This window comes from Angustibacter luteus, from assembly GCF_039541115.1.
Taxonomy (GTDB): domain Bacteria; phylum Actinomycetota; class Actinomycetes; order Actinomycetales; family Angustibacteraceae; genus Angustibacter; species Angustibacter luteus.
Map to the genome: position 1 here is coordinate 505,135 of NZ_BAABFP010000008.1, position 12,356 is coordinate 517,490.

11 protein-coding genes and 1 pseudogene are annotated in these 12,356 nt (G+C 72.7%); 3 read left to right on the forward strand and 9 right to left on the reverse strand.

The features are described from left to right. Positions 1-28: 28 nt before the first annotated feature. From folP to dacB, 7 genes and pseudogenes are all read right to left on the reverse strand, one after another. Positions 29-859 (reverse strand): dihydropteroate synthase, encoded by an 831-nt coding sequence (folP, locus tag ABEB17_RS19375; protein WP_345718510.1) that lies wholly within the window; start codon positions 857-859, stop codon positions 29-31. 73 nt (positions 860-932) lie between these two features. Beyond that, complete coding sequence (gene folE, locus ABEB17_RS19380) at positions 933-1,496, reverse strand: GTP cyclohydrolase I FolE (RefSeq protein ID WP_345718386.1); 564 nt, start codon at positions 1,494-1,496, stop codon at positions 933-935. 15 nt (positions 1,497-1,511) lie between these two features. Continuing rightward, the gene (gene ftsH / locus ABEB17_RS19385; RefSeq protein ID WP_345718387.1) at positions 1,512-3,551 is read right to left on the reverse strand and encodes an ATP-dependent zinc metalloprotease FtsH; all 2,040 of its coding nucleotides are present in this window, start codon (positions 3,549-3,551) and stop codon (positions 1,512-1,514) included. Between the two features lie 186 nt (positions 3,552-3,737). Beyond that, positions 3,738-4,274, reverse strand: coding sequence for a hypoxanthine phosphoribosyltransferase (hpt, locus tag ABEB17_RS20045; protein WP_378227032.1), 537 nt, complete (start codon positions 4,272-4,274; stop codon positions 3,738-3,740). An 18-nt stretch (positions 4,275-4,292) separates the two neighbouring features. Beyond that, positions 4,293-5,258, reverse strand: a pseudogene (gene tilS / locus ABEB17_RS20050) (tRNA lysidine(34) synthetase TilS); the annotation flags it as partial. Between the two features lie 112 nt (positions 5,259-5,370). Further along, entirely contained in the window at positions 5,371-6,429 is a 1,059-nt protein-coding gene (locus ABEB17_RS19395) for a zinc-dependent metalloprotease (RefSeq protein WP_345718389.1), read from the reverse strand. Positions 6,430-6,454: 25 nt separating this feature from the next. After that, positions 6,455-7,861 carry a D-alanyl-D-alanine carboxypeptidase/D-alanyl-D-alanine endopeptidase gene (dacB, locus tag ABEB17_RS19400; RefSeq protein ID WP_345718390.1) on the reverse strand — a complete coding sequence of 469 codons (1,407 nt, stop codon included), beginning with the start codon at positions 7,859-7,861 and terminating at the stop codon, positions 6,455-6,457. 96 nt (positions 7,862-7,957) lie between these two features. Here dacB and ABEB17_RS19405 point away from each other — a divergent pair, with 96 nt between their 5' ends. Next, positions 7,958-8,455, forward strand: coding sequence for an inorganic diphosphatase (locus ABEB17_RS19405; RefSeq protein WP_345718391.1), 498 nt, complete (start codon positions 7,958-7,960; stop codon positions 8,453-8,455). Between the two features lie 13 nt (positions 8,456-8,468). Here the strand turns inward: ABEB17_RS19405 and ABEB17_RS19410 are convergent, their stop codons facing one another. After that, positions 8,469-9,818 carry a C40 family peptidase gene (locus ABEB17_RS19410; RefSeq protein WP_345718392.1) on the reverse strand — a complete coding sequence of 450 codons (1,350 nt, stop codon included), beginning with the start codon at positions 9,816-9,818 and terminating at the stop codon, positions 8,469-8,471. A 334-nt stretch (positions 9,819-10,152) separates the two neighbouring features. Between ABEB17_RS19410 and ABEB17_RS19415 the strand changes: the two genes are divergently transcribed. Next, positions 10,153-10,482 carry an ArsR/SmtB family transcription factor gene (locus ABEB17_RS19415; RefSeq protein ID WP_345718393.1) on the forward strand — a complete coding sequence of 110 codons (330 nt, stop codon included), beginning with the start codon at positions 10,153-10,155 and terminating at the stop codon, positions 10,480-10,482. Beyond that, the gene (locus tag ABEB17_RS19420) at positions 10,482-10,976 is read left to right on the forward strand and encodes an SRPBCC family protein (RefSeq protein ID WP_345718394.1); all 495 of its coding nucleotides are present in this window, start codon (positions 10,482-10,484) and stop codon (positions 10,974-10,976) included. The genes ABEB17_RS19415 and ABEB17_RS19420 overlap by 1 nt, the downstream gene beginning before the upstream one ends. Here ABEB17_RS19420 and ABEB17_RS19425 read toward each other — a convergent pair. Continuing rightward, positions 10,960-12,354: a dihydrolipoyl dehydrogenase family protein gene (locus tag ABEB17_RS19425; RefSeq protein WP_345718395.1), complete on the reverse strand. Its 1,395-nt coding sequence runs from the start codon at positions 12,352-12,354 to the stop codon at positions 10,960-10,962. The genes ABEB17_RS19420 and ABEB17_RS19425 overlap by 17 nt on opposite strands. Positions 12,355-12,356 lie beyond the last annotated feature (2 nt).

Below are 12,356 nucleotides of genomic sequence, written 5' to 3' on the forward strand. Positions count from 1 at the left end.
ACCGGTCCGGCGTCCGGGCCGACCCCACTCACCGGTGCCTCCCCGCGCTCACGGCCATGCCCGGTGCTCCCGACCTGGTGGCCTGCACGACGCGGACCGCATCGGCGTTGCCCGGGACGTCGTGCACGCGAACGCACCAGGAGCCGGCCATCGCCGCGATCACGGTGGTCGCGACGGTCGCGGCCTCGCGCTCCGGCACGGCCCGCGGCTCGCCGTCCGGCTCGGACAGCAAGGAGCCCAGGAACCGCTTGCGGGACGCGCCGACCAGCAGCGGCCGCCCCAGCACGGCCAGCTCGTCCAAGCGAGCCAGTACCGCCCAGTTGTGCTCGGCCTGCTTGGCGAACCCCAGTCCCGGGTCGAGCACGAGCTGCTCCGGGGCCACCCCGGCGTCCACCAGGGCGTCGATCCGACCACCCAGCTCGCGCACGACGTCCGTGACCACGTCGTCGTACTGCGCCAGCGCGTTCATGGTCGCTGAGTGGCCGCGCCAGTGCATGACAACGAACGGCGCGCCGGAAGCCGCCACGACCCCCGCCATCGCCTCGTCGGCCAGCCCGCCGCTCACGTCGTTGACCATCACCGCGCCGGCGTCGAGCGCCTGCCGAGCCACCTCGGCGCGCATGGTGTCGACCGACACCAGATGACCTTCCGTCGCCAGTGCGGCGACCACCGGCAGCACCCGGCGCAGCTCCTCGTCGACGTCCACCCGCTCGGCGCCGGGTCGGGTCGACTCGCCACCCACGTCCACCAGGTCGGCGCCCTGGGCGACCAGGTCCCGACCGTGCTGGACGGCGGCACCGGCGTCGAGCCACAGCCCACCGTCGCTGAACGAGTCCGGGGTCACGTTGACGACACCCATGACCAGGCACCGTGTGCGGGCGGTGTCCCGCAACGCCTCGGGCAGACCGGCGACGACCGTCTCGGCCGGCACGTCAGCGACCCCGGAGCAGGCTCATCGCCTCGGCGCGCGTGGCGACGTCCCGCAGCTGCCCGCGCACCGCGGAGGTGATCGTGCGGGTGTCCGGGCGGCGCACTCCCCGCATCGCCATGCACAGGTGCTCGCACTCGATGACCACCAGCACGCCGCGCGGCTCGAGGTGCTCGACCAGGGCGTCGGCGATCTGGCTCGTCAGCCGCTCCTGGATCTGCGGCCGGCGAGCGTAGACGTCGACCAGCCGGGCGAGCTTCGAGAGCCCGGTGACCCGGCCGTCCTTCGCGGGGATGTAGCCGACGTGCGCCTGCCCGTGGAACGGCACCAGGTGGTGCTCGCACATCGAGTACACGTCGATGTCGCGCACCAGCACCAGCTCGTCGTGACCGATGTTGAAGGTCGTCGTCAGGACGTCCTCGGCGCGCTGGTCCATGCCCGCGTAGATCTCGCTGAACGAGCGCGCCACCCGGGCCGGGGTGTCCTTGAGGCCCTCGCGGTCCGGGTCCTCCCCGATCGACAGCAGCAGCTCACGCACGGCTGCTTCGGCTCGCGGCTGGTCGATCACCTGGTGCTCCGGGCGTCAGGCGCTGGGGTCGACGGCGCCGCCCTCGGGCACCTCGACCACGGCGGCTGGCGGGTGCTCACGGTCGTCCTGCACGGCGTGCCCGTTGCTGGCCGCCTTGACCTCGTTCGGCGTCAGGATCGGCGGCACGTTGCTGATCGGGCGTCGCTCGCTGGACAGCCAGATCGGGCGCTCGGGGGACTTGCGCACGTCGGCGAAGATCTGCAGCAGCTCCTTGCCGCCGAGCGTCTCCTTCTCGAACAGCTTCTGCACGAGGTCGTCCAGGACGTCGCGGTTCTCCACCAGCACGTTCCAGGCCTCGTCGTGCGCGGCCTCGATCAGGCGACGCACCTCCTCGTCGACGATGCCCGCGACCTCTTCGGAGTAGTCGCGTCCGTGGCCCATGTCGCGGCCCATGAAGACCTCGCCGCTCTCGGCGCCCAGCTTGATGGCGCCGATGCGCTCGCTCATGCCGAACTGCGTGACCATGCGCCGCGCGAGACCCGTGGCCTTCTCGATGTCGTTCGAGGCGCCCGTCGTCGGGTCGTGGAAGATCAGCTCCTCGGCGACGCGGCCGCCGAGCGCGTAGGCGAGCTGGTCGAGCAGCTCGTTGCGCGTCGTCGAGTACTTGTCGTCGACCGGCAGCACCATCGTGTACCCCAGGGCGCGACCGCGCGGCAGGATCGTGATCTTGGCGACCGGGTCGGTGTGCCGCATCGCCGCGGCGACCAGGGCGTGCCCACCTTCGTGGTACGCCGTGATCTTCTTCTCCTTCTCGTTCATCATCCGGGTGCGCTTCTGCGGCCCGGCGACCACGCGGTCGACGGCCTCGTCGATCGCGGCGTCGTCGATGAACTTCGCGTTGGTGCGCGCGGTGAGCAGCGCGGCCTCGTTGAGCACGTTGGCCAGGTCGGCACCGGTGAACCCGGGGGTCCGGCGCGCGACGGCCTCGATGTCGACATCCGGCGCCATCGGCTTGCCCTTGGCGTGCACCGTCAGGATCTGGTGGCGACCCTTCTTGTCCGGGGCGTCCACGGCGATCTGCCGGTCGAAGCGACCTGGGCGCAGCAGGGCGGGGTCGAGGATGTCGGGCCGGTTGGTGGCCGCGATCAGGATGACGTTCGTCTTGACGTCGAAGCCGTCCATCTCGACCAGCAGCTGGTTCAGGGTCTGCTCGCGCTCGTCGTGACCGCCGCCCAGGCCGGCGCCGCGGTGGCGACCGACGGCGTCGATCTCGTCGACGAAGATGATCGCGGGCGCGTTGGTCTTCGCCTGCTCGAACAGGTCACGCACGCGACTGGCACCGACACCGACGAACATCTCGACGAAGTCGGAGCCGGAGATCGTGAAGAACGGGACGCCGGCCTCGCCGGCGACCGCCCGGGCGAGCAGCGTCTTGCCCGTACCGGGCTGGCCGTAGAGCAGCACACCCTTGGGGATCTTCGCGCCGACCGCCTGGAACTTGGCGGGCTCGGCCAGGAACTCCTTGATCTCCTGGAGCTCCTCGACCGCCTCGTCCACGCCCGCGACGTCCGCGAAGGTGATCTTCGGCGCTTCCTTGCTGACCATCTTGGCCCGGGACTTGCCGAAGCTCATCACCCGGTTGCCGCCGCCCTGAGCCTGGCTCATCAGGAACCAGAACAGGCCGAGGATGATGATGATCGGGAAGATCGAGACCAGCAGGGACGAGAGCCAGCCCGGCTGCGGGTTCGAGTCGTCGAAGCCACCCGGCAGCTGGTTCGCCTTGGCGGCGGCGTTGACGGTGTCGACGACCTGCTCGCCGCGCGGCTGGATGTAGAAGGCCTGCACGCGGGTGGCGTCCTTGACGCCGTCCCCGGTGAACTTCTGGCCGTCCTTGAGCGTGATGTCGATCCGCTGGTCGCCGTCGACGAGCTTGACCTTGTCGGCCTTGCCCTCGGAGATCAGGGTCAGCGCGGAGCTGGTGTCGATGCGCTGGAAGGACTGGCCGAGGGAGCCGAGCCGCAGCACGGACAGCCCGATCAGCACGATGAGAACGACCCACACCAGCGGGCCGCGCAGGATGCGCTTGACGTCCATGGTTTCGGGGTCTAGGACCCCATCCTCCTGCTCGATCGACTCGTGCTGATCAGGCGGCGATCCGCCCGATCACGTGGTCCACGACCTGGTCATGACCGTACACCGCCGTACACGTCTTCCCGGACGGCGGTACACGTGGGGTCAACGCGCGAGCGGGGTGCGGTGTTCCGGCCGATCAGCGGGCGCTCAGGAGTACACGTGCGGCGCGAGCGTGCCCACGAAGGGCAGGTTGCGGTACTTCTCCGCGTAGTCCAGGCCGTAGCCGACGACGAACTCAGGGTCGATGTCGAAGCCCACGTACCGGACCTCGACCTCGACCTTGGCCGCCGCGGGCTTGCGCAGCAGGGTGCAGATGCTCACGGACGCCGGGCCGCGCGAACGCAGGTTGGACTGCAGCCACGACAGGGTCAGGCCCGAGTCGACGATGTCCTCGACGATGAGCACGTTGCGGCCGGTGATGTCGCGGTCGAGGTCCTTGAGGATCCGCACGACGCCCGAGGACTTCGTGCCCGAGCCGTACGACGACACGGCCATCCAGTCCATCTCGGCCGGGTGGTGCAGCGCCCGGGCCAGGTCGGCCATGACCATGACCGCACCCTTGAGCACGCCGACGAGCAGCAGGTCCTGCCCGGCGTAGTCGGCGTCGATCTCCGCCGCCAGCTCGCGCAGCCGGTCCTGGATCTGCGCCTCGGTCAGCATCACCGAGGCAAGGTCGTCGCCCATGTCCGTGTGGTCCACGAGGAGCAGCCTGCCACACCGCCGGACCGCCCCGACGCCCCCGGGCAGCGCCACCACGCCCTGCCCGCGCCACCGGGTGACCAGCGCCTCCATCGCCGCGACGTGCGTGGCGGACAGCCGCCCGTCCAGTGCGCCCGCCGCGACCGCCGCGCGGCGCAGCACCCGACCCCGCAGGGCAGCGGGCAGGTCGGCCAGCGCGGCGACGTCGAGGCCCTGCGCGTCGTCCGGCTGGCTCGCGGTGCGCAGCGCCTGGTCAGCCAGGTCGTCGAGCAGGTCGGCGTCCGCCCGGGCCAGGGCCGCCGTCCGGGCCAGGGCATCCAGCACGCCGGGCCCCAGCGCGGCCTCGAGCTCGGGGAGCAGCCGGCGCGCGCGCACCCGGGCGTACCGGGGATCGTCGTTGTGCGGGTCCTGCCAGGGGTCGAGGTCGAGGACGCCGCAGGCACGGGCGGTGGTGGCCCGGTCGACGTCCAGCAGCGGGCGGCGCAGCACCCCCCGGCGCTCGGCCATGCCGGCCAGCGAGCGGGTGCCGGACCCGCGGGCCAGTCCGAGCAGCACCGTCTCGGCCTGGTCGTCGCGGGTGTGCCCGAGCAGGACGGCGCGGGCACCGGTCTGCGCCGCCACCTTCTCCAGGGCCTCGTAGCGCGCGCTACGCGCGGCCGCCTCGGGCCCGGTGCCGTCGTCCGGGACGTCGACCCGCACGACGTGCACCGGGTCGAGTCCCAGCCCGCGGCAGGTGGCGGCGGCCCGCTCGCCGACGTCCGCCGAGCCGGCCTGCAGGCCGTGGTCGACCAGGACGGCTCCGACCCGCAGGTGCCGTCGCGGTCCGACGAAGGCGGTGGCCGCCGCGAGCGCGAGCGAGTCGGCTCCGCCGCTGACCGCGACGAGCACGAGGTCGCCGTCGTCCAGGTCGGCGAGCGAGCGGCGCACGGCCACCCGGACGTCGGCCACCGCGCGGTCGGGTCCGGTCACGGGCTCAGCGTAGGGCGGGCGCGCGGCGGGCGAACATGTCGAGGGTTACGTCCACTTGTCGAGGGTCGTTCACCTCGGGAAGCGGGTCTGCACCCACTGAACGTGATCAACGTCAGGGGCGGACGCGGGCCACCCAGGCGGCGGGGTCGGCCACCTCCTGCGGCGACGGCAAGGTCTCCGGCGACGTCCAGACCGCGTTGAAGCCGTCCATGCCGACCTTGTCGACCACGCCGCGCACGAACGAGGCGCCGTCCCGGTACTGGCGCATCTTGTCCTCGAGCCCGAGCAGGCGGCGCAGCAGCCGGTCGAAGGGGTCGACCCCGGCGCGACGGGCGGTGAACCGGGCCCGGATCGTGGCCACGCTGGGCACCACCGAGGGTCCGACCTCGTCCATCACGACGTCCGCGTGCCCCTCGAGCAGCGACATGGTGGCCGTGATCCCGCGCAGCCGCTCGCGCTGCTCCGGCCCGGCGAACAGGTCGATCAGCGATCCGCCCTCGCCGCGCAGCACCTCCGGCAGCCGGCGGGCGGCGTCCTCGAGCGTGCTGACCAGGCTCGCCGGGTCCGGGGCCAGGTCACCGGCCAGCGACGTGGCCTGCTCGATCAGGTGCTGGCGCAGCCAGGGCACCGCGGTGAACTGCACCCGGTGCGTCTCCTCGTGCAGGCACACCCAGAGGCGGAAGTCGGAGGGGTCGACGCCCATCTGGCGCTCGACGTTCACCAGGTTCGGCGCGACCAGCAGCAGCCGCGGCGTCGCCCCTGGCGCGATGTCGTACTGGCCCAGCACCTTGCCGGACAGGAAGGCCAGCAGCCCGCCGGCCTCGGCGCCGGTGACCTTGCCGCCGACCGTCGCGAAGACCCCGGTACCGCTGGTCCGCCGGTGCGCCGCCATCTTGTCCACGACGGGCAGCAGCATGGCCCGCAGCGTGCGCAGGTTCGCCTCCACCCAGCGGGCGCGGTCCACCACGAGGACCACGGGGTCGTCGTCCGGGGCACTGAGGCCGGTGATCGCCTCGACGTGCCCGCGGGACTCGACCGCGCAGCGGCGCAGCTCGGCGACCACCGCGGCGGCCTCGTCCGGCTCGACCACCGGCCCGGTGCCGGCCAGCCGTCGCGCGGTCGCGGCGGCCAGGTCCCAGTCCACCAGTCGGTCCAGCAGCTCCTCGCTCATCCGGGCATCCTCTCCTGGCGGCGGGCTATCGGCAGCCGCAAGCGGTCAGTGCCGCCGCCACCCTGTCCGACGCTCGGCGAGCCAGAGTCGTGCCGCCGACCGGCACCCGGTCGCTCATCACGGCGAAGACGAGCAGCCGGCCGTCGGCGTCCACGGTCGTGCCGGCGAGGCTGTTGACCCCGGTCAGGGTCCCTGTCTTGGCGCGAACGGTGCCTGCGGCGTCCTGGGTCAGGGGCCGGTCGAACCGCTCCGCCAGGGTGCCCGTGAAGCCCGAGACCGGCAGACCCGCCAGCAACGGCCGCAGCGCCGGGGTGCTGCCGCCGGACGCGAGCACCAGCAGGTCGGTGAGCACCTGGCTGGTGACCGCACTGCCGGCGGCCAGTCCGCTGCCGTCCGTGAGGTGTGACCCGCCGACGTCCACGCCGAGCCGTTGCACCTGGTCCATCACCGCGAGCGCCGAGTCCTCGAACGTCGCCGGCCGCTGCATGGCCTTGGCGGTCAACCGCGCCAGCACCTCGGCGATCGTGTTGTTGCTGGTCGTCAGGGCCACGCCGAGGACGTCCGCGACCGGCGCCGAGCGGACCTCGCCGAGCACCTTCGCGTCGGCGCTCGCGCGGGTCCGGACGACGTTCCCGACGACCGTGATGCCCTGCCGGCGCAGTGCCTGGGCGAACGCCTGGCCGGCGGCGAGCGAGGGATCGGCGGGGCCGGGGTGGTTCACGGCGGCCAGGTCGTCGTCCAGGCCCAGTGCCGTGATGTGGCCGACGAAGCCGATCTGCAGGTCGGTGGCGGACCAGCCCGGGCTGACGGTCGGACCGGCGAAGGCGCTGTCGTCGAAGCGCACGGCGACCTGGCTGCGGCCCGCAGCGCTGAGCGCCTTGGCGACCTGGGCGGCGAGCGTGCGCAGGCCGGCGTGGCCGTGCACCTGGTCGAGCTTCGACGCGCCGGTGCCGAGCATGACGTCACCGCCGCCGACCAGCACGACCTCGTCGGCGCTGCCGCCCTGCACGGCCCTGGTGGCGAGCGTGGTGGCGCCGCCGACGGTGCTCAGCGTCGCGGCGCCGGTCAGCAGCTTGGCCGTCGAGGCGGGCACCCGCAGCGACGTGCCGAACTGGTCGAGCAACACGTCCCCGGTGGCGGCGTCGATGACGGTCGCGGAGGTCTGCGGGCCGAGCTGGTCGACCGACAGCAGTGGGTCGAGCACCCGGGACACCCCCTCAGGGGTCGGCGCCGGCGCGTCGGTGGCCAGCGCCGGCATCGCCGGGGGCAGCGGCTCACGCGCCGGGTCGGACGGCGCGGGCCGGGTCGGCGCCGGACCCGTCGTCGCCGGGTCCAGGGTCAGCAGCCCGGGGGCGACGTCCGCGACGTCCGCGGCGACGTAGCCCAGCACGAGGACGACGGCGGCCGCGGACAGCCACCTCACCCTGCGCATAGGCCCCCCTCTGCACGGCACGCGCCCGGTGCGGGACACTTGGACACCCGCGACCCTAGTCGTCGCGCCGAAGTCCGAGCGGAAGAGGGCAGGGCCGTGGAGTTCGACGTCACCATCGAGATCCCCAAGGGTCAGCGCAACAAGTACGAGGTGGACCACGAGACCGGTCGCATCCGGCTGGACCGCATGCTCTTCACCTCGACCCGCTACCCCGCCGACTACGGGTACGTCGAGGGCACCCTCGGCGAGGACGGCGACCCCCTGGACGCGCTGGTGCTGCTCGAGGAGCCGACGTTCCCGGGCTGCCTGATCAAGGCCCGCACCATCGGCCTGTTCCACATGCGCGACGAGGCGGGCGGGGACGACAAGCTGCTCTGCGTGCCCGCCGGCGACCCGCGGCTGAAGCACATCCAGGACCTCGAGGACGTCTCGGAGTTCGACCGGCTGGAGATCCAGCACTTCTTCGAGACCTACAAGGACCTCGAGCCCGGCAAGTCCGTCGAGGGCGCGCACTGGGCCGGCCGCGCGGAGGCCGAGGCGGAGGTCCTGGCCTCCTACGAGCGGGCCAAGGGCACCAGCTTCGCCGCGCACTGACCGCGGCGAGCGGTCAGGGGCGGCCCGCGTAGGGCATGCGGTCCGAGCGGTAGATCGACGAGATCCGCACGTTCGCGCCGGTGTAGGGAGCCTCGACCATCTGGCCGCCGCCGATGTAGATGGCCACGTGGTGGATGGTGCTCGGGTTCGAGGTGTTGGTGGCGAAGAAGATCAGGTCACCGCGGCGCAGGCTGCTGTACGACACGTGCTCGGTCATGGAGTACTGCATCACCGAGGAGTGCGGCAGGTACACGCCCGCCCGCGCCCAGGCCTGCAGGGTCAACCCGGAGCAGTCGTAGGTGGACGGACCGTCAGCCGCCCACTCGTAGGGCTTGCCGAGCTGGGTCAGGGCCCAGCTCGCTGCGGCCGAGCCACCGGACGACGAACCCTGGGACGAGCCACCGCCCGAGCTCCCGCCGGACGTCCCACCCGAGCTGCCGCCCGAGCTGCTACCCGAGCTGCTGCCGCTGCTGGAGTGGTGCGCTTGCTGGGCCGCCCGGCGACGGGCGGCGGCTGCCGCCTCGCGACGGCGTTCGGCGCGGGCCGCGCGCTCGGCGGCGGCCCGACGGGCAGCCTCGGCGCGGGCGCGACGCTCGGCCTCGAGGCCCTGCTGGCGCTGGCTCTCGAGCCGCACGGACGTCTTGCGCAGGGCGGCGAGCTGGACGATGGTCTGCTGGCGCTGGGCCGAGATGGCCGCGGTCTGCTGCGCGGCGGCGTCGGCCTTGTCCTGCACGGCCTGCCGGGCGGCGTCGAGCCTGGCTGCGGCGGCCGCCTGCTCGGCGAGCGCGGCGTCGGCCTGGTGTCGCATCAAGGTGGCGACCACCCGGCTGGCGCGGGCCCGCTCGAAGGTCTGCTCGACGACGTTGTTGGCGATCCGGTAGCTGGCGGCGGACTGCAGCAGCTCCTGCGGTGTGGTCGCGCCGATGAGGACGTCGAGGCCGCCGAAGGAGCCGCCCTCGTAGTAGGAGTCGACGGCCAGCTGGCCGACGTCCGACTGCGCCTTGTCGGCGGCCGTCTGCGCGGCGTCGGCCTGGGCGCGAGCGGCCTTGGCGGCGGCGGTGCGGTGGTCGAGCTCCACCTTGGCCTGGTCGTAGGCCTCGGCGGCGACCTGCACCTGGACCTGGAGGGCCTCGAGCTTCGCGGAGGCCACGGCCAGCGAGGCCTCGAGGCCGTGCACGGTCGTGGCGGCGGCCGAGACGGCCTGCTTCGCCTGGGCGACCTGGTCGGCCGAGGGGTACACGGGACGAGCCGAGGCACCGTCGGCGGCCGTCACGGTCAACCCGCTGGCCAGCACGAGGGCGGTCGCGGTGAGCGCGGTGGCACGGCGCACCTGCGTGCCGCGGATGCGGTGCAGCGGACTCATCCGGACCCTTCGGTCGAGGCTCACGTCAGGCCCCAGCTGGGGCCGGACGGCGATCGCCAGGCAGGCGCGCTCGACCGAGACTAGGCGAAAGTTGCCCCATAGGGAACACCAGTCACACAGGTCCCGTGTCAGTTTCCTCTGACGCGGCGATCACATGCGAGCCGACACGCCGAATCACACCCATGTGTTTTCGCAGGTGATGACCCGTTCTGCCCTCTCACACACCGGACCAATCGACGCCTGAAAGTAGTCACTTGAGTACACCGGGTAATCAAATTGTGATGAGATGACGAGTAACTTGACAGTTACGTAACCGATGGCTGACATTGGTCCGATGGAAGCGCTCGCCGCCCTCGCCGACGACACCCGGCGTCAGATCGTCGAGCTGCTGGCGCACGGCGACCAGCCCGCCGGCGCCATCGCGCAGCGGTTCCCGGTGAGCCGCCCGGCGGTGTCCCGGCACCTGCGGGTCCTGCGCGAGGCCGGCCTGGTGCACGTCGAGGCCCGCGGCACGCAGCGGCTGTACGCCCTGACCCCGCAGTGGTTCGACGAGCTCGACGCCTGGCTGAGCGGCGTCCGCCGGTTCTGGGACCAGCGACTCGACGCGCTCGGCACCGAGGTCGCCCGGGGACGCCGGGCCGCCGACGACGAGAGGACGAGCTGATGTCGCAGACCCTGGACGGTGTCCTGCAGGCCGAGGGCGATGGAGCCGCGGTCCGGTTCCAGCGCGACTACCCGACCGGCGTCCACGACCTGTGGGCCGCGATCACCGAGCCGGAGCGCGTCGCTCGCTGGTTCGACCGGGTGTCCGGCGACCTGCGCCCGGGCGGCCGGGTCACCGTGCACTTCGACGACGGACCCGCGGACTTCGAGGTCGTCACCTGCGAGCCGCCGACGGTTCTGGCCACCCGCTGGCTGCACGCATCCAGCCACTCCCTCGTCACGGCCCGGCTCACCCCGCTCGCCCCCGACTGCACCCGGCTCGTCGTGGAGCACACCGCGCTGACCCAGCGCTCGGCACCGGACTACGCGGCCGGCTGGCACTACTACCTGGACGCGCTGGGCGCCGCGCTGGACGGCGCCCCGCGGCCTGGCTGGGACGAGCACTTCCTGCCGTTGCTGGCCGGCTACCGGGCTCAGGTCACGAAGCAGAGCTGAGCTGCTGCAGCGCCGCCTGGATGCCCCGGTGGATCGTCGGGTAGGCGTAGGGCATGTCGATCATCGACTGCACCGGGACCTGCGCGCTCACCGCGAGCGCGAGGAACCCGAGCACCTCCCCACCGGTCGGTCCGGCCGAGGTGGCACCGACCAGCACCCCGCGGTCCGCGTCCTCGACGACGGTGATGAAGCCAGCGCCGCCGGGGCCGTGGATCCAGCCCCGGGTGGTGTCACCCAGGTCCACCGTCGCCACCCGCACGTTGGCGAACTGCTCGCGGGCGGCCCGTTCAGTGAGGCCGACGGCGCCGACCTCCGGGTCGGTGAACGTGACCCGCGGGACCGCGTCGTAGCGCGCCGGCGCGCCGCCCTGACCGAGGACGTCCCGGACGACGACGTCGGCCTCGTACATCGACATGTGGGTGAACGCGCCGTGCCCGACGATGTCGCCGAGCGCCCAGACCCGGTCGGTGACCCGGCACCACTCGTCCACCGGGACGGTGCGCGCGTCGGGGTCGATGCCCACGGTGTCCAGGCCGACCGCGTGGACGTTGACCGCCCGACCGCTGGCAACCAGCAGCCGGTCCGCGGTCAGCTCGGTGCCGTCGTCCAGCCGCACCTTCACGGCCCCGCCGGCGCCGTGCGGCTCGGCGTGCGTCGCCCCGACCCCGACCCGGACGTCGATCCCGTCCTCGGCGAAGGCCGTGGCCACCAGCTCGCCCGCTCGAGGGTCCTCGAGCGCGAGCAGGCGGGGCGCCTTCTCGACCACCGTCACCTGGACGCCGAACCGGGCCGCCACCTGGGACAGCTCACAGCCGATCGCACCGCCGCCCAGCACGATGAGCGAGTCCGGCAGCTCCCGCGCCTGCACGAAGCCGTGGTTCGTCCAGTAGTCGACGTCGCCGATGCCCTCCACCGGGGGGATCGCCGGCGTGGTCCCCGTGTTGACCACGACGCCCTTGGTGGCCGTCCAGGACTCGCCGTCGATGCTGACCTGCACACCGTCCTCGGTGCGGCCCTCGATGGAGCCGTGGCCGCGGACGAAACGGGCGCCCTTGCCGGTCAGCCGGTCCACCGCCACCTGGTCGTCCCAGTCGTCCGTCGCCTCGTCGCGGATCCGATCCGCCACCAGCTCCCACCGCGGGTCGACGTAGCCGATCTCTCCGGCCAGCTTCGGGACCCGCCGGGCTTCGGCGAGCAACCCGGCGGCGCGGATCATCATCTTGGACGGGATGCAGCCCCAGTAGGGGCACTCCCCGCCCACCAGTCGCTCGTCGACCCCGACGACGTCCAGGCCGGCCTCAGCCAGCCGGCCAGCGACGTCCTCACCACCTGGGCCGAGCCCGATCACGATCACGTCGGCCGTGCGCTCGTTGCTCATGC